The organism is Fluviicola sp. (genome assembly GCF_039596355.1).
GTDB lineage: Bacteria > Bacteroidota > Bacteroidia > Flavobacteriales_D > Crocinitomicaceae > Fluviicola.
On record NZ_JBCNJW010000001.1, the window covers coordinates 379,649 to 399,952 of the forward strand.

14 protein-coding genes are annotated in these 20,304 nt (G+C 45.3%); 10 read left to right on the forward strand and 4 right to left on the reverse strand.

Annotation, left to right across the window (positions count from 1 at the left end; translation table 11 throughout):
- Window positions 1-212: 212 nt before the first annotated feature.
- The 4 genes from ABDV94_RS01470 to ABDV94_RS01485 all read right to left on the reverse strand — a co-directional run bounded on the left by ABDV94_RS01470 (window position 213) and on the right by ABDV94_RS01485 (window position 6,532).
- Window positions 213-1,649: an efflux transporter outer membrane subunit gene (locus ABDV94_RS01470; RefSeq protein ID WP_343604141.1), complete on the reverse strand. Its 1,437-nt coding sequence runs from the start codon at window positions 1,647-1,649 to the stop codon at window positions 213-215.
- The gene (locus ABDV94_RS01475) at window positions 1,639-4,851 is read right to left on the reverse strand and encodes an efflux RND transporter permease subunit (RefSeq protein ID WP_343604143.1); all 3,213 of its coding nucleotides are present in this window, start codon (window positions 4,849-4,851) and stop codon (window positions 1,639-1,641) included. The genes ABDV94_RS01470 and ABDV94_RS01475 overlap by 11 nt, the downstream gene beginning before the upstream one ends.
- Window positions 4,852-4,875: 24 nt before the next feature.
- Window positions 4,876-5,958 carry an efflux RND transporter periplasmic adaptor subunit gene (locus tag ABDV94_RS01480; protein WP_343604144.1) on the reverse strand — a complete coding sequence of 361 codons (1,083 nt, stop codon included), beginning with the start codon at window positions 5,956-5,958 and terminating at the stop codon, window positions 4,876-4,878.
- A gap of 163 nt (window positions 5,959-6,121) precedes the next feature.
- Complete coding sequence (locus ABDV94_RS01485) at window positions 6,122-6,532, reverse strand: hypothetical protein (RefSeq protein ID WP_343604146.1); 411 nt, start codon at window positions 6,530-6,532, stop codon at window positions 6,122-6,124.
- 593 nt (window positions 6,533-7,125) lie between these two features.
- Here ABDV94_RS01485 and ABDV94_RS01490 point away from each other — a divergent pair.
- The 10 genes from ABDV94_RS01490 to ABDV94_RS01535 all read left to right on the forward strand — a co-directional run bounded on the left by ABDV94_RS01490 (window position 7,126) and on the right by ABDV94_RS01535 (window position 20,304).
- Window positions 7,126-7,758: a hypothetical protein gene (locus tag ABDV94_RS01490; protein ID WP_343604147.1), complete on the forward strand. Its 633-nt coding sequence runs from the start codon at window positions 7,126-7,128 to the stop codon at window positions 7,756-7,758.
- A 294-nt stretch (window positions 7,759-8,052) separates the two neighbouring features.
- On the forward strand, window positions 8,053-8,673 hold the full coding sequence (locus ABDV94_RS01495) for a class I SAM-dependent methyltransferase (RefSeq protein WP_343604148.1): 621 nt from the start codon (window positions 8,053-8,055) through the stop codon (window positions 8,671-8,673).
- Window positions 8,674-8,877: 204 nt separating this feature from the next.
- A complete protein-coding gene (locus tag ABDV94_RS01500) occupies window positions 8,878-9,963 on the forward strand; it encodes a histidine kinase (protein WP_343604149.1) in 1,086 nt (361 codons plus the stop codon).
- Entirely contained in the window at window positions 9,960-10,712 is a 753-nt protein-coding gene (locus ABDV94_RS01505) for a LytTR family DNA-binding domain-containing protein (RefSeq protein WP_343604151.1), read from the forward strand. Before ABDV94_RS01500 ends, ABDV94_RS01505 begins: the two co-directional genes overlap by 4 nt.
- Window positions 10,713-11,120: 408 nt before the next feature.
- Entirely contained in the window at window positions 11,121-12,257 is a 1,137-nt protein-coding gene (locus ABDV94_RS01510) for an efflux RND transporter periplasmic adaptor subunit (protein WP_343604153.1), read from the forward strand.
- 45 nt (window positions 12,258-12,302) lie between these two features.
- Window positions 12,303-15,449, forward strand: coding sequence for an efflux RND transporter permease subunit (locus tag ABDV94_RS01515; protein ID WP_343604155.1), 3,147 nt, complete (start codon window positions 12,303-12,305; stop codon window positions 15,447-15,449).
- 10 nt (window positions 15,450-15,459) lie between these two features.
- The gene (locus tag ABDV94_RS01520) at window positions 15,460-16,875 is read left to right on the forward strand and encodes an efflux transporter outer membrane subunit (protein WP_343604157.1); all 1,416 of its coding nucleotides are present in this window, start codon (window positions 15,460-15,462) and stop codon (window positions 16,873-16,875) included.
- Window positions 16,876-17,113: 238 nt separating this feature from the next.
- Window positions 17,114-19,114, forward strand: a complete 2,001-nt coding sequence (locus ABDV94_RS01525; RefSeq protein WP_343604159.1) for a tetratricopeptide repeat protein — start codon at window positions 17,114-17,116, stop codon at window positions 19,112-19,114.
- Window positions 19,105-19,728, forward strand: coding sequence for a response regulator transcription factor (locus tag ABDV94_RS01530; RefSeq protein ID WP_343604161.1), 624 nt, complete (start codon window positions 19,105-19,107; stop codon window positions 19,726-19,728). The genes ABDV94_RS01525 and ABDV94_RS01530 overlap by 10 nt, the downstream gene beginning before the upstream one ends.
- A gap of 45 nt (window positions 19,729-19,773) precedes the next feature.
- The gene (locus ABDV94_RS01535; RefSeq protein ID WP_343604163.1) at window positions 19,774-20,304 is read left to right on the forward strand and encodes a hypothetical protein; all 531 of its coding nucleotides are present in this window, start codon (window positions 19,774-19,776) and stop codon (window positions 20,302-20,304) included.

Genomic DNA, 20,304 nt, shown 5'->3' on the forward strand with positions numbered 1-20,304 from the left:
GAAGGATTTTGTACTTGAAATCACTCTAAAAGTCCTGCTGATACTGGGCTGTTCGCAATATCGCGAACATGCAATCGCCTCGAAGAAAATTCAAACCGTTTAGACTTCAGACTGCTTCAACGTACTCCGAATTCTATCAATGAAACTCTAAAAACCAAAAAAGGCACCCGCAGAACGGATGCCTTCTTGTAGACTATTATGACTGGGTTTGCTTATTTCCAGCCACCACCTAAAGCCTGGTACATCATAATCCAGCTGCTGAGCTGTTGTTGTTTCATTTCAATCAGCTCGAACTTGGATTCTACGGCATCGCGCTGCGTCATCAACACTTCCATGTAATCTGCCCGTGCATTGCTGAACAAATTGGTGGAAATCGTAATGGACTGCGTCAACGCCTGAACTTGCTGAGTTTTCAGCTCGTAACTCTTTTTCAGGTTACTGATCATGGAAAGCGTGTTAACCGTTTCAATGTAACCGTTTAAAATCGTTTTTTCATAATTGTAAGCCGCCTGAATCTGTTTGGCATTTGCAGAGAAGTACTTCGCTTTGATCGCATTTCTGTTGATCAGCGGAGCTACCAAATCACCTGCAATATTGTAAATCAGGGACTGTGGAGCTTTGATGAAATACTGCGCATTGAAAGCGTTGAATCCTGCACCTGCTGTTAAACGCAACGACGGATAGAAATCTGCACGTGCTGCTTTCAGGTCGAACTTCGTTGCAACCAACTCCAATTCTGCTTTGCGGATATCCGGTCTGTTTTGAAGCAACTGAGACGGAACCCCGGAGTAAATCGTGTCGGGAACCAAATCGGTGAAATTAGCCGAATTTCGCTGCACCGGCTGCGGGAATCTTCCCACCAGGAAATTGATGCGGTTTTCAGCTTCGATAATCGACTGTTTGATGTAGTACACGTGGCTTTGGTTTTTCAACACCTCCGCCTCAAACTTTTTAACCGCCAATTCCGAAACCATTCCGGCTACCTTCTGCATTTTCACGATCTGCAAGGCATCACTCTGGATGGTAATCGTTTGGTTCAGGATTTCCAGTTTGTTGTCCAAAGCAATCAGTTCGTAATACGAATTCGCGATTTCCGAAACCAGGTGCGTCACCATGAAGTTTTTACCTTCCACGGAAGCCAGGTAACGGTTTGCGGCTGCATCTCTCGAGTTGCGGAGTTTTCGCCAGATATCCACTTCCCAGGAAGCATTCACTCCGACAAGCAGGTCCGACATCGGTTCCGGGAATTCTTTCCCCGGAGCAATTTCGTTGTTTGCTTCCAAAGCTCCGTTCCGGGTGTATCTTCCGACCTTGTCAACTCCGGCGCCAACTTGCAGGTTCGCTGAAGGAAGGAATTCTCCCTTTTTGGCTCTCACTTCTGCTTTCGCAATGTTGATTTCCTGCATCATGATGTTCAACTCCTGGTTGTTTTTCAAAGCTGTATCGATCAGCGTGATCAGGTTCTGATCTTTGAAAAAATGATTCCAGGACGTCGCCGCAGAGTTCAGAGTGTCCTGCGAACCACCATAGTTCGCAGGAGTATAGGTATTTTCCGTTTTGGTAGCCAGCTTCAGGTCTTTACATCCTGCAAGCGATACCGCCAGACCGGCAATCAGAATCCAACTGCCCAATCTGTTATTAGTGCTCATTTTCTTCATTGTTTTCATCGGTTGTTGGGAAATTGTCAATTGCATGAACGAAATCTTCTGTCAAAGAACTGTCATCTTCGTTTTTAATCAGTTTTCGTCCGTCGGCAAGACTTCCGAAAATGTAGTACAATCCCGGAACAATGATTACCCCGAAAATAGTACCGAAGAACATTCCTCCGAGTGCACAGGCTCCGATCGTGCGGTTACCGATTGCTCCCGGTCCGGTTGCAACTACCAGCGGAACCAATCCCGCGATGAATGCAAAGGATGTCATCAAAATCGGACGGAAACGGACTTTCGCACCTTCGATCGCCGCTTCGAGAACGCTGATTCCTTCGTGGTGTTTCTGCATCGCAAATTCCACGATCAGGACGGCGTTCTTACCTAAGAGACCGACGAGCATGACTAATCCTACCTGAGCGTAGATGTTGTTTTCCAGTCCCATCACTTTCAGTAAGAGGAAGGAACCGAAGATTCCGGCAGGAAGCGAGAAGATTACCGCCAGCGGAATGATGAAGCTTTCATATTGCGCAGCGAGTACGAAGTAAACGAAGATCAATACGACGATGAAAATATACAACGCCTCGTTTCCACGCATTACCTCATCCTTGGATAGTCCTCCCCAGTCGATGTCATACCCTTTCGGCAAGACTTCTTTAGCAACTTCCTGTGCGGCTTTAATCGCTTCACCGGAACTGTAGCCTTTTGCAGCAGAACCACGAATGGAAGCGGTTGTATACATGTTGTAACGGTTGATCTCGTTCGCTCCCTGAGATTTTACAATCTTCATGAACGCCGAGAACGGAACCATTTCACCGCGGTCGTTTTTCACGTACAGTTTCATGATGTCTTCCGGCAATCTTCTGTATTCCGGCGATGCCTGAACGAATACCTTGAAGAAACGCTGGTACTTGATGAAACCGAGTTCGTAGGTACTACCGATGAGAATGGAGAGGGTGTTCATCGCATTTCCGATGGAAACTCCTTTCTGCATGGCCAAATCATTGTTGATCTGCAACTCGTACTGCGGATAATTCGCACTATAGAATGTAAACAAACCGGTAATTTCTTTACGCTTTCTGAGTGCGTTCATGTACTCCGTGTTCACTTTTTCCAGTTCCTTGTAATCCCCGGTGTTGGTTTTATCCAGCAACTGAAGGGTAAAACCTCCTGCCGCACCATAACCCGGTACTGCCGGCGGGTCGAAGAACTCGATGGTTGCTCCCGGAATCACTTTTGCTTTCTCTTCGAGTTCGTAAATGATTTCCTGTACATTGTGCTTCCGTTCCGACCACGGATCCAGGTTGATCAAACAGGTTCCGGCATTGGATCCGCGACCTTCTGTCAATACCTCATAACCCGCCAATGCGGAAACGGATTTGATTCCCGGCACTTTTTCGGCAATGGCCTGAAGTTTACGCGCAATATCGTTTGTTCGTTCCAGGGTAGATCCCGGAGGAGTCTGGATAATTGCGTAGATCATTCCCTGGTCTTCACTCGGGATGAACCCGGAAGGCAGTTTTTCGTTGATTCCGACAATTCCGATTCCGAAAGCGAGCAGGATTGCGAATGTGACAACTCTTCTGTTTACGATTCTTCGCAGCAAGCCGACATATTTCCCGGTCACTTTTTCAAAACCTCTGTTGAAGCTGTCAAGGAAACGGTTCACAATCGTCTTCTTACGCGGCTGTCCGTGTGTGTTTTTCAATAACATCGCACAAAGAACCGGAGTCAGCGTCAATGCCACCAAACCAGAGAGGACAATGGAAGTAGCCATCGTGATCGCAAACTGGCGGTAGAAGATCCCCACCGGACCGGTCATGAAAGCAACCGGAACGAATACCGCGGTCATCAATAAGGTAATCGCAATAACGGCCCCGCTGATTTCCTTGAGTACCTTTTTCACCGCCTGGTAAGGCGAAAGATGTTCTTCTTCCATCTTGGCGTGCACGGCCTCCACGACGACAATCGCGTCATCGACCACAATACCGATCGCCAATACGAGTGCAAACAAGGTAATGAGGTTAATAGTCAGACCGAATAGCTGCATGAACATGAAGGCTCCGATCAATGAAACCGGAACGGCGATGGTCGGAATCAGGGTGGAGCGCAAGTCTCCGAGGAAGATGAATACAACCAATGCTACCAGAATGAACGCTTCACCCAGGGTGTGGATTACTTTTTCGATGGATGCATCGAGGAAGTTGGAAACGTCATAACTGATCTCGTAATCCATTCCAGGAGGGAAGGAAGTTTCTTTCAGCTCTTCCAGTTTCTCTTTTACTTTTTCAATAACGACCGTCGCGTTACTTCCATAAGTTTGTTTCAATACGATCGCCGCAGACGGATATTCATCCTTGTTAGAGTAGATATCGTAGTACTCACTTCCGAGTTCCACGTTCGCAACATCTTTCAGGCGCAGGATTTCCCCGTCCGGATTGGAGCGGATAATCACGTTTTTGTATTCGTCGGCTTCGTTGAAACGACCTTTGTAGGTCAATACGTATTCCAATGCTTCTGCACGCTTCCCGTCACTTCGACCGATACGTCCCGGAGACCCGATGACACTCTGTGTGTTCAGGGCTTCCATGATTTCATCTGTCGAGATATTGTAGGCACGCATACGATCCGGTTTCAACCAGATACGCATCGCATACTGGCGGCTACCGAGGATACTCGCCTGACCGATCCCGTTGATACGCTGAAGTTCAGGAATCATGTTTACCCCGGCCACGTTGAAGATGAACTTCATATCGGCCTTCGGATCCTTACTGTACAAGTTCACGTACATCAACATACTTGGCATGATCCGGTTCACGATAACCCCTTCCCGTTGAACGAGGACCGGCAAACGGTTCAATACCTGCGCAATACGTGTGTTTACCTGTACGAGGGCCTGATCGGGATCGGTACCCAGGTTAAAAATAATCTGGATGTTTGCTTCCCCCGCACTGGTGGCATCGGAAGTCATGTATTTCATCCCGGGAACACCGTTAACGGCCTGTTCGAGCGGAATGAGAACGGATTCTGTCAATACTTTTGCACTTGCTCCCGGATAGGATGCCCGCACGATAACGGTTGGGGGAGCAATCTCAGGGAACTGGGAAGTAGATAAACCACTAATCGCAAGTACCCCCATGAATATGATGACCAATGACAGCACAATCGCCAGCACGGGTCTGTGAATGAATTTATTAAACATTTTTGGAGCGGATTAACGGTTTAATTATTCGGTGTACACTTTCAGATTGGCGATTACTTTTGCCGGATCTTCATAGTTGTAGTTGATTTTATCTCCGTCACGAACTTTTCGGATTCCTTCCAGCAAGATTTTTTCACCAGGCTTCACACCGCTCTTGATGACATATAAATCAGGCATTTCAGAACGGATGTTAATCTCTCTTGAATGCACCACATTGTCTTTATCTACGACAAAAACGTATTTTTTCTCCAGGATTTCGAATGTCGCTTTCTGAGGAATGATGATCGCATTTTTAAGCGGAACAACCATTTGGATGCTTCCCGTTTCACCGTGTCTCAGCAATCGTTCCGGGCTAGGGAATGTTGCTCTGAAGGCAATGTTACCTGTTTCATTGTTGAAATCTGCTTCGATCGTTTCAACCACTCCCGGATATTTATACAATTCGTTGTTTGCCATCAGCAAGCGCACGTTTTTCATGTTGTCGGATTTGTCTACCGTTTTAAAATTCAGGTATTCAGCTTCCGGAACGTTGAAGTAAACCCACAGTTTGCTGTTGTCTGAAAGGGTTGTCAGCAAATCGCCTTCATCCACCAAACTTCCCAGTCGAACCTGGAAGCGGTCCATGATTCCATCAAACGGAGCCTTGATTTCGGTAAAGCCCAAACGGACTTTTGCAAAAGACAATTCTGCTTTTGCCTTATCGTATTTCGCTTTTTCCAACGCCAATTGGTTTTTGGAGATGATGTTGCTGTCAGCTAGCATTTTCGCATTCAAATACTCAATTTTTGCGTAATTTGCTTCAGCCTCAGCCTTTTGCATTTCAGCCTGGTACATCATCGGCATAATCTGGAACATCAGCTGGCCTTGTTTCACCAATTCCCCTTCGTCTACATAGATCTTTTGCAAATAACCTTTCTCCAGTGCTCTGATTTCAATGTGCTGAATGGCACGGATCTGGCAAACATAATCTTTGATAATGGTGGTGTCTTTTTGCAAAGGGCTTGTTACCAACAGTTTGGTTTTGACTTCTTTTTCTTCGTTTTCTGAATGGCAGCTTGCACTGAGTACAGCAATACCCAAGCCCATGAGAATGAGAACTCTCTTCATAATAGTCTACTTTTTAAACAAGTTGTTTTTATAGTGAAAATGTGTGAGTTAAGTTTCAAATACTTAACTTGTTTCCTCACAAGATACAGAAGTTTAACTAAATACGATTGTAATCCTGAAGGAAAAATAATACTCGGACGACGGGAGTCTGTCCGCAGGTCTTCTATATTCTGAAAACCTGAAGTACTACGTGTCTTCTATTGGAAACAATAAAAGACAAACGATCACAAAAAGTGAGGTTTTTTAAGTCTCCGTACAAATAATCCAATGATTGGTCGTACAGGATTCCAAGAAAGTACTGATTACTTTCCAGGTGTCTTTGAGATGCGAGATCCTCTGTTTCTTCTTCCAGGTTTTCAAAAATCAACTCGGTATCTTCATCCGGAAGTGACGAGTTGGAATCAAACGAAAAGCTCGACTTGTGGTGTTTAACTACGAAGTGTGAATGCTCTGTATGATGAAAACGGATAAAGGAGTTGTTTGCTTCAGAGAGGGGATAGTTATTCAATTGGCTTGATCCGAAAACATGGATAAAGCACAGTAATTGAAAAAATCCGATAAGCAAACTTTTCATGCAGCAAAGCTAATTCAGAGTTTAGTTATCATCAAGCATTCTGCTGTTAAATATTGGTTAATTGTATTTTTTTTAGAATTGAAGATTTACTCTTATCTGGTTTTTAGTGAGTTAGCCGAGTCATTTTTGCCTGAATTTTACGATAGGCAGAACTTGTTTTCGGGAATAGCTGCGAAATTCTGTTTGAGTTGATTGTGGTTCTTCATTTTTGATGAGTCGGAAACAAGAAATGGAAAAAGCCATTAACTGAAAAACAGGTAATGGCTTTTTCGTTATAAACCAACGCAATGTTGCGCATGGTTAAGTTGTAATATGGAAAGGAGTTCCTTTTAAACGCTACAAACCCTTTCAAGTTGCTAAAATACATCTACCCGGGTTATAATCAATGCAAAAAGTGTTGAAATGGGCTTGAAATTGTGTGAATGTCGGGATTTCTTCGGCTAATTTTCAGGATGGGTGATTGTATGGAGGAAAAATATCCCGGATCTCATTTGGTCTGGGATCAATCTTTATTTTTGATGCGCGATCAAGAACTAAAACCGGGCAACCTTTTAGATTTAGATTTGTATAGAGAAGAACAACCAAAATACGATATGCGCAAAAAAAACTTCAAACTAAAACCGGCATTCCTGCTGGCAGGCTCCTTTTGGTTTTTACAAAGCTGTAATCCATTGATGATGAAAATGTACGGGATTAAAGATCCGGAAGTGGAGAATCAAAAAACAATTGAAAAAAGTGCTTTGAAATACGATCTTGATACAACCAATATTGTGGCTGTTGAAAGCCGGCATTTCCCGGCAGCCTTGAAAGGGCACAGTATTCCGGATGCGGCAATTTACGACCGGAACGGAAAATACGTCGAGTACAGGCAAACAGATACTTCCTGTAATGCCGGATTGTTTGAATTTATCCCGGCATTGAACATGAATAACAGTTATAACCAGCCCGATAGTTTGCCGCTCTCATCCCGATGGATCAATTTCCGCGATTTGCAGGGGAATGTGATCTCAGAACCTCAGGGAGCAGATTTCTATGTATTGATTTATTGGGCTGTTTGGGCTGGAAAATTAAACAAAGACCATGTGAAAGTGTGGGAAGACCTGGCGAAAAACAACCAAAACTGCAAGGTTAAAGTGATCAAGGTAAACCTGGATATCCAGGAAAACTGGAATCCTGCAGACAGGGAAAAAATTGTCAATGCAATGAGCAAGAAGAAAAAAAACTGATCCGGATTCGGGGTAACAAAAAAGCCATTTTCTGATGAGAGAAGATGGCTTTTTCTTTGCTTACCACGCAATAACATTGGATTAAGTTGTAATCCGGAAAGAGCCGAAACCCTTTCGAGGGCGCTAAAGTACGGATGTAGAATTTACCGGGGGATAAAAAGGGGTGAATCGGGATGAAAAATGAGTGAATGAGCTTAATTCTTTGGTGAGAATTTGAAAATGGAGGGTTTTTGGTTGTTTTTAAACTAATTGATTCGGGAAAGAGATACTTTTGCGGTTCAAAGAAACAAACACATGGAATCATTCGATCGCAAACAACATTGGGAAACGATTTACACAAACAAAAAATTACAGGAGGTAAGCTGGTATCAGGCTATACCGGAAACCTCCCTGAACTTTTTGAAAGAAGCGTGCCTGCCTAAAGATGCATGTATTGTAGATATCGGAGGTGGAGACAGTTTTTTTACAGATTATTTGCTAAATGAAGGATTTACCAATTTGACAGTGGTAGATATTTCAGCCAGGGCATTGGAGCGTGCAAAAGAACGTTTGTGCGACAAGGCAGATGCTGTGAAATGGATCGTAGCAGATGCTTCGGCACTCAAACTGGACGAACCGGTTGACTTTTGGCATGATCGTGCGGCCTTTCACTTTCTGATTCATGAACAGGAAATCGAAAATTATGTGTCGGGACTGAATGAAGCGGTAAAACCGGGTGGAACCGTAGTAATTGGTACTTTTTCGGAAAGCGGGCCTGCCAAATGCAGCGGTATTGAGATCAAACAATATTCGGAAAGTTCAATGACTGAGTTGTTGGAGCCATCCCTGGAGAAAATTAAATGCCTGGAAGAAACACACGAAACACCATTTAATACCACTCAAAACTTTGTGTTTTGCAGTTTTCGGAAAAATTGAATGTTTTTGAAGGGAGGGGATATCTTAAATGTAAGACTCATTTTTGCAGGAATCAATAATCCGGAGTGAAGTGTAACATAATACAGCCTCCTCGATTTATCAGCTCCCTTCGGCGTATCAATCAGGAGATTCAGTGGCTGAAAACGACATTTGAGTGATAAATTGCCGGTTGATTGCTTAAAATCAGCGTAATTTGCAGCCGGAATGACAACGAAGAGCAGGAAAAATAGTTTTTTAAGTAACAACCGGAAGCGGTTTTTGTTTACGATTTCAGCCTTTTTGCTGATGTACCTGGTTGCTTATATCATCGACCCGTTTTCAGAACACTGGTATCATTTCTTCGACCGCGATTTTTCCGAAATCGCGGAAGACTGGACCATCACACTGTTGGTTTGCCTGGCTATCTCCGAATCCAGCATCACCGTCAGTAACCAGCTCAATAAATACCTGCTCTGGACAGACAGCCCGATTTTGCGGCTGGCGGTGGAAACGGCTTTAAACGTGCTTTTGGTATTGGTTATCAACTGGCTGGTCAGTTTGTGGTGTTTACAGCAATTGCCGGATGCTTCCAGGTACATTCCATCACTGGAAGAACGCCGGGGATTTTTGCAATGGGTAACTGTCAGCGTCATCATTTCCTTCATGATCATGGGAATCAACATCGGGAATTACCTCATTTCGAACTGGAAAAATGAAGTACTGCGCGTGGCGGAGCTCAATCAATCGGTTGTGGAATCGGAACTACAGGCACTCAAACTGCAGCTTGACCCGCACTTCGTATTCAACAACCTGAGCGCACTTTCGGAACTGATTCTCGAAGATCAGGAACTGGGCTACAATTATGCCGAGAATTTTTCCCGCATCTACCGCTACATGCTGGTCAACTCCAAAAAAGACATGATTTCCCTGCAGGATGAACTCATGTTCCTGGATTCTTACATGTTCCTGATCCGGAACCGGCTGGGAGCAGGTGTGATGTTCGAAATTGCTGTCAACCCCGAATGCAGCAGTCTGATGATGCCGCCGCTGACCTTGCAAATGCTGGTGGAGAATGCGTTAAAACACAACCGTACGAACAAAAAAGAACCGTTGATTGTTCGGATTTATACCAATGATCTGTGTGAACTGGTTGTCGAAAATATCCGCCTGCCGCTTGAACGGACACACGATTCTTCCGGAATCGGGATTCAAAACATCATCCGGCGCTACAATCTCTTGTCCGAAAAAGAACCGAAGATTGTCAAAGGACCACATTTGTTTCAGGTCATTATTCCATTGTTAAAGCGATGATTCAGCGTGTATTGATCATAGAAGATGAAAAGCCGAATGCAGACCGTTTGAAACGGCTGATGAAAACGGAATTCCCGCAACTTCGCATCGAAGCGGTATTGGAAAGCGTGGCAGAATCCGTTGATTGGTTGAGCGAACATGAACACCCGGACGTAGTACTCATGGACGTGCGCTTATCTGACGGATTGAGCTTCGAAATCTTTGAAAAGGTAAAAATCGACTGTCCGGTTATTTTCACCACGGCTTATGATGAATACGCTGTAAGAGCGTTCAAATACAACAGTATTGATTACCTCTTGAAACCGGTTGATCCGCAGGAACTGCAGACGGCTTTCGAAAAACTGATGTCGCAGAACATCCGGGCAAACCACTCGTTGGAAGGATTACTGAATTTTCTGCAGCCGAAAACCTTCCGTTCGCGTTTTCTACTCCCATACCGGGACGGTTACAAAACACTGTTGGTGAGTGATGCTGCCTATTTCTATTCCGAACTGAAAATTACCCGGGTGAAATTGCACAACGGTACGGAAGAAACGGTTCCACACACCCTGGAAGAATTGGAACAGCAGCTCGATCCCAAATTGTTTTTCCGCGCCAACCGACAGTTTATACTCCACATCGACGCCATTCAGCAGGTGCATAACCACTTCAACGGAAAATTGAAAGTAGATATCCGGAACAACCCGGAAATAGAAGTTATTGTAAGCAGGGAAAAAGCCGGAACCTTGAAAAACTGGCTGGACTTTTAGATCATAACGAATTCCGAATCTTTCTTTGTCGGTTCGAGTACCGTAGTGCAACGGAGGTGTATCGAGAACTGACTTGCAACAGGAATCGTAAATAATTACGAGTTCCGAATGACGAATGAAAATAATTTTGTTTAGGAATTAGGAATTAGGAATTAGGAATTAGGAATTAGGAATTAGGAATTAGGAATTAGGAATTAGGAATTAGGAATTAGGAATTAGGAATTAGGAATTAGGAATTAGGAATTATTTAACCCCAAATTAGCATCCAATTTCAATTCCGGAAACCTTGGAACTCCGCACGTCTAAACAGCCTGCATTTCATCCTTGAAAAAGTACGTTTCAGTCATTTTATACTTTTATGACGTTGTCTTTATTCGTTTTTTTGTAACGATAAAATTCAAATGTACAATGTCAGAAAGATTTCTTACACCCAAACATCCGTTTAAATTACTTTTACTTACTACGATATTAGCTATTTTACAATCATGCGGAGGAGGTGAGCAGCAAATGCCGCCGAACGCACCCGTGCAGGTAGACTTCAAAACCCTGCATCCGGTAACGGCCGGAATCGAATCGAAGTATCCCGGTTCCATCGAAGGAAAAGTCAATGTGGATATCAAGGCGCAAATCACCGGTTACCTGGAAAACATCTACGTGAAAGAAGGTGATTACGTCCAGAAAGGACAAACGCTTTTCAAAATCAAGGGCGATGTGTATAACGCACAGGTAAGAACCAGCCAGGCAATGCTGAATGCCGCGTTATCTGCAGAAGAAACAGCGCGAATCGAACTGGATAAAATTCGTCCGCTGGTTGCGGGGAAAGTGGTGTCTGAAGTGCAGCTCAAAACAGCAGAAGCAAACTACGCAGCAGCGAAAGCGCAGGTAGCACAGGCACGTTCAAGCCTCGGTTCATCCCAGATCAATGCCGATTTTGCACTGATCAAAGCTCCGGTGAGCGGGTATATCGGACGCATTCCGAACCGGATCGGAAACCTGGTAACGCCGGCAGATGCTGTGGCACTGACCACGCTTTCCGAAATCGACCAGGTATTCGTTTACTTCTCCCTGAGCGAATCCGATTTCATTTCTTTTGCAAAAGACCGCAAAACAGACACGGGGATGAACACCGTTGAGTTGATTATGGCCGACGGAACACTCTACGATCAAAAGGGGCAGCTGGAAATTGCCAGCGGAAACATCGACCGTTCCACAGGAAGTATGTCGCTGAAAGCTGTATTTGCGAATCCGGATAAAATTCTGCGTTCGGGAGGATCGGGAAAAATCGTCCTGAAAAAAGAAATGAAGCAGGTATTGACCGTTCCGATGGCATCGGTGAAAGACATTCAGAACAAATACTTCGTGTATGTGCTGGGGAAAAACAACAGCGTTCAGATGAAACCGATCGAAATCAGCGGAACGTCAGGCGATAACTACATCGTTAAAAGCGGGTTGAAAGCAGGAGACAAGATTGCACTTAACCGCATCGATATGCTGGTTGACGGAATGCCGGTTGTACCACAAGTAGCAGCCGCTCAGAAGAATTAATCCGGATCCCGGAATACGCATTTTTTTCAAAGAATTTAAAGCATTATGATCAGAAAAATCATAGACAGGCCGGTATTGGCCACCGTAATATCCATTTTGCTCTTCATTTTGGGGATCATCGGGTTATTGCGCCTTCCGATCACCCGTTTCCCCGATATTGCACCGCCGACCGTACAGGTAAGTGGAAGCTACCCGGGCGGAAACAGTGAATCGGTACTCCGTTCAGTGGTAACGCCGCTGGAAGAACAGATCAACGGGGTCGAAAACATGGAATACATTACTTCCACTGCGAGTAATGACGGAACGTTTACAGTCCGCATTGTCTTCAAACAGGGAGTGAACCCGGATCAGGCAGCCGTGAATGTGCAAAACCGTGTGCAGCAAGCAACGCCAATCTTACCGCAGGAAGTAGTCAACATGGGATTGACGACCTCCAAACAGCAGAACAGTATGATTATGATCTTCAACGTGTATGCGGAAGACAATACGAAATACGACGAGCTGTTCCTGCAAAACTACGTGAACATCAACCTGATTCCCCAGATTAAGCGGGTTTCAGGAGTCGGACAGGCGATGGTGTTCGGTTCGAAAGACTATTCCATGCGTATTTGGCTGAATCCGCAGAAAATGGCTGTTTACAACTTGATTCCTTCAGATGTATCAGCCGCTATTTCACGACAAAGTTTGGAATCTGCACCCGGGAAATTGGGCGCAGAATCAGATGCGGCGCTGGAGTATGTGATCCGCTACAAAGGGAAAAAGAACCTTCCTGAACAGTATGAAAACATCATCGTGAAGCGCGACGGAACACAATTGGTTCGTTTGAAAGATGTTGCCAGAATCGAATTCGGTTCCATCAGTTACAGCGGAAACACCAAAGCCAACGGACACAATGCCGTTACTGTCGCAATCATGCAGACTTCCGGATCGAATGCAAATGCAATCGAAATCGGGGTGAAAGAAGAAGTGGAACGTGCGGCGAAAGCCTTTCCTCCGGGAATCAAGTACAACTCGCTGATGAGTACGAAAGACCGCCTGGATGAAAGTACGAAGCAGGTAAAATCAACGCTGATTGAAGCCTTTATCCTGGTGTTCATCGTAGTATTTTTGTTCCTGCAGGATTTCCGCTCAACAATCATCCCGGCAATTGCCGTTCCGGTTGCCATCGTTTCGACCTTCTTTTTCCTGCTCATTTTCGGTTTCACGATCAACATCCTGACGCTTTTTGCACTCGTACTGGCAATCGGTATTGTGGTCGATGACGCGATTGTGGTCGTCGAAGCTGTTCACAGCAAGATGGAAGGTTCCGATATGTCGGGCCGCGAAGCAACGCACAGTGCCATGAGTGAAATTACCGGGGCAGTGATCTCCATTACACTCGTGATGGCGGCCGTGTTCATCCCGATTGGGTTTATGACCGGTTCTTCCGGATTGTTCTACAAACAGTTTGCCTACACGCTGGCCATTGCCATTATCATTTCGGCGGTAAACGCATTGACGCTTACACCGGCACTGTGTGCCCTGCTGTTGAAGAACAACCACCGTTCAGATGGTCACGGAACGAAAAAAGTAACCATGAGTCGTCGTTTCTTTACGGCCTTTAACTCCGGTTTCAATTCCATGACCGGAAGATATATCAAGGGTGTGAGCTTCCTGGCGAAGCGCAAATGGCTGGCGGTTGCGTTTATCGGCTTGATCATCGGCGTGGCAGTATACCTGATGAACAGCACGCCGAAAAGTTTCGTACCGATGGAAGACGATAATTTCATCGTATACAGTTTGGGAATGCCTCCGGGAACCGGATTGGATCGCACAGCGGCCGTTTCAGCGAAGATCGACAGCATGTTGAAGGGAATTGAAGCCATTGAAACCAACACGAGTATCACCGGGTTCAACATCTTAGGAAACAGTGCCAGTACAGCATATACAACCGGTTTCATCAAACTGAAAGACCAGAAACAACGTGGCGATATCAAAGACATTGAAGTGATTCACGGGATGATTTCTCAAAAACTGAGTTCCGTGAAAGAAGGATCGGCAATGGCATTCCGTTTTCCTCCGGTAGATGGTTACGGGATGAGCAACGGAGCTGAAATCGTCTTGCAGGACCGGATGGGAAGAGACCCGGCGATTCTGAAAGCAAAAGCCGATAGTTTGATCATGCAGATCATGCAGCGTCCGGGAGTGCAGTATGCTTTTACGATGTTCCGTACGGATTATCCGCAGCTGGAACTGGAGGTCGACGAAGACAAAGCAATCCAGATGGGGGTTGACGTGAGTGGTATGCTGGGAACCATTCAAACTTATTTTGCGGGAGATCAGTCGCTGAACTTCACACGATTCGGGAAGTTTTACCGGGTGAGTGTAAAAGCCGACGGAATCTTTAGAACAGACGAAGAAGCATTCAACGGCGTGTTTGTACGAAACGATCAGGGACAGATGATTCCTGTAAAATCGCTCGTGACGCTCCGAAAAGTGTATGGGCCGGAATCGGTGACGCGTTATAACCTCTACAATTCATTAACCATCAACGTGATGGCGAATCCGGGAGTGAGTAACGGGGCGATTATGGACGATCTGGAGAAAAACGTGTTCAACAAACTTCCGGGAGATTACAGCTACGAATGGACTGGTTTGAGTTTGGAAGAGAAATCTTCCGGAAACCAAACCATGCTGATCCTAATGTTGAGTTTGTTGTTTGTATACTTCCTGCTTGCAGCACAATACGAAAGCTACCTGCTTCCGTTGGCGGTACTGCTTTCAATTCCGACAGGTGTTATCGGGGCCTTTTTGGGCACAAAAGCCATCGGGATGGATAACAATATCTACGTTCAGGTAGGTTTGGTGATGCTGATCGGATTATTGGCTAAAAATGCCATCCTGATCGTGGAATTTGCCCTGCAGCGCAGAAAAGCCGGATCAACCATTATGGAATCGGCACTCGAAGGGTCGAAAGCACGACTTCGTCCGATTATTATGACTTCTCTGGCCTTTATCGTGGGAATGATTCCGCTGATGATGGCACACGGAGGTTCTGCTTCCGGAAACCGTTCCATTAGTACGGGAGCAGCCATGGGAATGCTGAGCGGAGTTGTTTTGGGAGTCTTTGTGATTCCATTGCTCTACGCCGTATTCCAATATTTACAAGAGAAAGTATCAGGAAAAAAATATACCGAAAAGTTACAGGGATAACATGAAGAAAATGAATCGAACAATCAAATTTTGGATCGTACTGGCTGTTCTGATCTCTGCTTGTAACGTCGGAGACAGGTATGTCCGGAACGAAAAAGAACTGAACATGCCCGAAAGTTACCGTACTGAACAGCACGAGTTAACAGCAGATACGGTCATGCTTGACTGGAAGACCTTTTTCAAAGATCCGGTTTTACTCGGGTTGATTGAAAAGGCATTGAATAAAAACAATGAAATAGGCGTTGCACTGCTGAATATGGAGCAGTTGGAATTGTCCTACAAACAGGCAAAACACGCGTTATTGCCTACTTTGGATCTGAACGTGGGGGCAAACCGCACCTGGTTGTCTAAAAGTTCCCTGAACGGTTCCCTGAGCGAGCAGTTTTTGGGAACGCCCTACCTGGATGACTACAGTGCTACAATCAAACTGGCCTGGGAGGTCGATATCTGGGGGAAAGCCAGAAAGCAGAAAGAAGGAGCTTTGGCATCTTACCTGGGTCAGAAAGAAAACCTGACGGCTCTGAAAACCCGGATTGTGGTCCAGGTGGCGCAAGCGTATTACAACCTCATTTCATTGGATGAACAGCTCCGGATTGCACAGCGGAACGTGGAATTGAGTGACAGCACATTGACCATGATCCAAATGCAGTATGCTTCGTCGCTGGTGAATTCACTGGCTGTGGAGCAGATGGAAGCGCAGAAGAAAACAGCCGAATTGATCGTGCCGCTGGCAAATCAGAACATTGAAATCCAGGAAAATGCCCTGAGCATTCTGTGCGGTGAATATCCTTCAAAGGTGGAGCGGGGCGGAAGCCTGGAATCTGCCATGCCGGAGACGGCTTTCGGGACGGGAGTGCCGGCAAACCTGCTGGGAAGAAGACCGGACGTGAAGGCAGCGGAATACGCCGTTGTTTCAGCAAATTCAAAAGTGGGATTGGCGAAGGCAGCGATGTTGCCGTCGATCAGCATTACGCCTTCCATCGGGGCAAACTCTTATCGCTTCAGCTCGTGGTTCGACCTTCCGGGGTCGCTGGTTAAAAACCTGGGGGCAAACCTTGCCCAGCCGATTTTCCAGAAGAGATCATTGAAAACGAGCTACGAAACAGCGATGCTCGAACGAGACAAGCGGGTAACGGAGTACCGCCAGATCGTAATGACGGCTGTCGGAGAAGTTTCAGATGCGCTGGTGCGGATGAAATATTCGGACGAACGTCTCAAACTGCTTTCCCAAAAAGGCGAATCGCTCTCGAAATCGGTGGTCGATGTGTTGCTGCTCTACAAAAGTGGGATGGCAACGTACCTGGAAGTCATTACAGCACAAAACAATGCTTTGCAGAACGACCTGGAGATCATCAGCGTAAAAAAAGAAAAACTGAATGCCCTTACGGACTTGTATCGTTCGGTAGGCGGCGGAACAGATTTATAATCAATTTCACCCATAAAAAAACTCCATGAGTCGGACGTCATGGAGTTTTTCACTTTACGCTATAAAACAGAGTAGTTGTAGGGTTTATGTAGAAGCTTATTCAGCTCAATTACCTGTGTGGTGCTACAAATGTCAGGCTTTTCAGGATTCTGATCATTAAGGGATAACCCCTGTTTTTCAAAATGAGCGACTGATGATTCGCTTCAAAGGGGTAATTTTGTATCGTACATTTGGTTGGATGAAGAAGCTCGTAATGAATATGTTGTTTTTCGGGATGTTGCTGTTGTGCCTGTTTTCGGCATGCAGTAAATCGCCGGATACACTGGTTTACGAGAAAAATACCCCCAAACCGCCTGATTCGGTCTGCGACTGGTTATCGGACAGGAAGCATTTTCACGACAGTACTTTTTACCAGACATTTCAAACGCATTATGCACAACAGCTTCATGAAGGAGACCTGGGGCACGCCGCTTTTGCATTGGGTGAAATGGCAGAACAGGAAATGTATTATGCGTTTTTCAGCGATTCAGTTTTAGCATTGATCAATTCATTTAAGGCCAATTACCAGAAAAAACTTCCCTGGAGTCAGACCCTTTTTGTGGAGTCCTACCTCGGAAATTACCTGGTCAATCAGAGCGAATACCGGAAGGCGATCAAATGCTTCCGGAAATTGGTCGTTCACAAACCGTTCGATTACAGTACCTGTACGGAAGTGGCGCACGGATATGCAGACATGGCATTTTGCTATTTTGCGATGGGAGAACATGAAAAAGCCATTCAGAACAATATCAAAGCCCTGTCCTGGTTCGATAAAACGAAGAGCCAAACCGGAATGGGTGGTGTATACGACAATCTTGCACTGGTGAACCTGTACACGAAGAACTACCGGGAATCTGAAAAGTATTTCGAAAAAGCGATGGCGGCTTACCGTGAAGTAGGTGATACAGCCAACATGATGACTTCACTGCACAACAAAATCCTGTTGTATGAAGATATGGAAAGTCCGAAGAAATTTGCATTGATTGATTCGACGTTCCACTTTTTCCGCAAAAGTAAAATGCAGGACGAATCGCTTGAATTGGGGCTTTCCAGTTTTTATGTCGACATGCTGTTGAACGAAGACCGCTACGCAGAAGCAGAAGCCGTTCTGGGAGAAATGAAGGTTTTGCTGGACACTTTGAACACGCTGAGTGCAGAGGCCGACTATACGGTTTCACTGGCGATGTACCAAATGGAAACCGGGAAGGGAATCCGTGATGTTGAAACGATTAAAAAAGCACTTAGAGCAGTTGAAGAGCAGGACGATTACCAAAACCAGATTGCTTTTCTGAAGGTGCTCAAGGAAGATGCTTTGCTGAAAAAAGATTACCGGACAGCATACGCTTATTCCGAAAGGGAAAAACGGGCAATCAGCAAGATTACCAATCAGCGGATGATTGCAAAAACGCTGGAGTTGAATAAGGTATACGAAACCGACCGGAAAGAACAGCAGATCATGAACCAGAAACAAATCATTGCAGACGGAAGGCTGGCGATTGCTATCCTGGTTTCCCTGTTGATGGCAGCTGTTCTGGTAGTGAGTAGTTTGTTATTCCGGCGGAGACAGCGCAAAAACCGGGCGGAGCGCAAACGGGTGCTTCAGTACACCAAGAAACTCCTGGAAAAGACAGAAGAAGAACGCAAGCGGATTGCCAGTGATTTGCATGACAGCATCAGCCACGAGTTATTGAATTTGAAGCATACAATGGTCGAAAACCCGAAGCTGACAAGTGAAAAGATTGATGCGATCATCAACGATATCCGCATCATCAGCAGGAACCTGCATCCGGTGATGTTTGAAAAAGTAGGGCTCACGGTCAGTGTGGAACAGTTGGTAGAACGTGCCCAGCAGATCAATCAGCTGATGGTCACTTCCGATATTGATTACCACGCTTCCTTGTCCGTATCGGATGAATTGCAGGTATACCGCATCATCCAGGAGGCACTTTCGAATACGATCAAGTACGCTGAGGCAGTTGCGGCAAAGATCACTATTTTTGAAGAAGCACAGCACACACTCATCCAGATAAAGGATAACGGAAAAGGCTTTTCGGTAGAAGAAACACTCCGTCGGAAGGATGCTTTCGGTCTGCACAACATCATTGAGCGGAGCAAAGCAATTGGAGGTACGGCACGGATTCATTCCGACATGAATGGAACCATAGTAACAGTTGAATTAAAAAGAAACACATGGACATAATTATCGCAGACGATCATCCTTTGACACTTCAGGGAACACAAGCTTTTGTGGAATCCTACGGACATCATGTTGTGGGAACATGCGCCAATGGCGTTTCCGCTTTGAACATGATTCAGCTGCGTCTGCCGCATGTGGCGATCCTGGACATCAATATGCCGGCAATGGACGGACTGGATGTAACCAAAAAGATCAAAGAACTGAAGCTGAAAACGAAAGTAATTCTTTTGACGATGCATAAAGAATTGATGCTTTACAACAAAGCCCGCGAGTTTGGAGCTTACGGCTATATCCTGAAAGAACACGCGCAGGATGAGTTGAAAAAGTGCCTGGAAGAAGTCGAAAAAGGAAATCAGTATGTCAGTGATTCGTTGTTGAAAGACCTCATTAGTGTAAGGGAAACCGGAACCAGCGAGCTGGATAAACTGACCTTTTCGGAACGCAAAATCGTAGAACTGATCGCCCAGCAGAAAACAAGTAAGCAAATTGCCGAAATGCTATTCCTTTCTGAAAAAACAATCGAAGGACATCGTACCAATATTATCGAAAAACTCGGATTGCCGAAAGAGAAGAATACCCTGCTCAAGTGGGCGATGAAAAACGGGTTGGATAGGTAAAATCCGATCAAAACAACTACTTTTCCATCCGGAAAATAAAACAGCATGATTGATTTTGATACACGGCAATTGACAGCCCTGGTTCGGAATGAAATTCCACTGGAAGCATTTAAAATCGATGCGATCCAGGTGGGAAAACACTACGACTGCATTGACTTTTATCAAATCAACGATATTTACATCGAAGATCCTGCTGTCGAAGGCTACAATTTCGATAATTCCAATCATACGATACATGAGCGTTTTGCCCGTTTGAACGAGTTGGACGGGCACGTGCATCTGGCCGGAGGCCTGTCCTGTTCCGTAACGGATCAGCGAATCAACAGCATTCGGATCAGTAAGCGGTACATCGAACCGGTAACTCATTTTTCCCGGGAACAAATCATTGAATTTCATGGAGTCCCTGAAATTGAGCTGATAGATGATTACATGCACAGCGGGTTTGATTATTCGGTCGACAACTACATCCTGGTTTACAACACTAAAAATCTCAATTTTTACATCGATCCGGAGACTAATCTGCTTCGTGAAATCTATACCGGAGTTTTGGATTTGAAATATTTCAGCATCAGCTGA

What these genes read in the sequence shown, in the direction of transcription:
- ABDV94_RS01470 (WP_343604141.1), bottom strand. Translation starts at nt 1,649, where the DNA reads ATGAGCACTAATAACAGATTGGGCAGTTGGATTCTGATTGCCGGTCTG.
- ABDV94_RS01475 (WP_343604143.1), bottom strand. Translation starts at nt 4,851, where the DNA reads ATGTTTAATAAATTCATTCACAGACCCGTGCTGGCGATTGTGCTGTCA.
- ABDV94_RS01480 (WP_343604144.1), bottom strand. Translation starts at nt 5,958, where the DNA reads ATGAAGAGAGTTCTCATTCTCATGGGCTTGGGTATTGCTGTACTCAGT.
- ABDV94_RS01485 (WP_343604146.1), bottom strand. Translation starts at nt 6,532, where the DNA reads ATGAAAAGTTTGCTTATCGGATTTTTTCAATTACTGTGCTTTATCCAT.
- ABDV94_RS01490 (WP_343604147.1), top strand. Translation starts at nt 7,126, where the DNA reads ATGCGCAAAAAAAACTTCAAACTAAAACCGGCATTCCTGCTGGCAGGC.
- ABDV94_RS01495 (WP_343604148.1), top strand. Translation starts at nt 8,053, where the DNA reads ATGGAATCATTCGATCGCAAACAACATTGGGAAACGATTTACACAAAC.
- ABDV94_RS01500 (WP_343604149.1), top strand. Translation starts at nt 8,878, where the DNA reads ATGACAACGAAGAGCAGGAAAAATAGTTTTTTAAGTAACAACCGGAAG.
- ABDV94_RS01505 (WP_343604151.1), top strand. Translation starts at nt 9,960, where the DNA reads ATGATTCAGCGTGTATTGATCATAGAAGATGAAAAGCCGAATGCAGAC.
- ABDV94_RS01510 (WP_343604153.1), top strand. Translation starts at nt 11,121, where the DNA reads ATGTCAGAAAGATTTCTTACACCCAAACATCCGTTTAAATTACTTTTA.
- ABDV94_RS01515 (WP_343604155.1), top strand. Translation starts at nt 12,303, where the DNA reads ATGATCAGAAAAATCATAGACAGGCCGGTATTGGCCACCGTAATATCC.
- ABDV94_RS01520 (WP_343604157.1), top strand. Translation starts at nt 15,460, where the DNA reads ATGAATCGAACAATCAAATTTTGGATCGTACTGGCTGTTCTGATCTCT.
- ABDV94_RS01525 (WP_343604159.1), top strand. Translation starts at nt 17,114, where the DNA reads ATGAAGAAGCTCGTAATGAATATGTTGTTTTTCGGGATGTTGCTGTTG.
- ABDV94_RS01530 (WP_343604161.1), top strand. Translation starts at nt 19,105, where the DNA reads ATGGACATAATTATCGCAGACGATCATCCTTTGACACTTCAGGGAACA.
- ABDV94_RS01535 (WP_343604163.1), top strand. Translation starts at nt 19,774, where the DNA reads ATGATTGATTTTGATACACGGCAATTGACAGCCCTGGTTCGGAATGAA.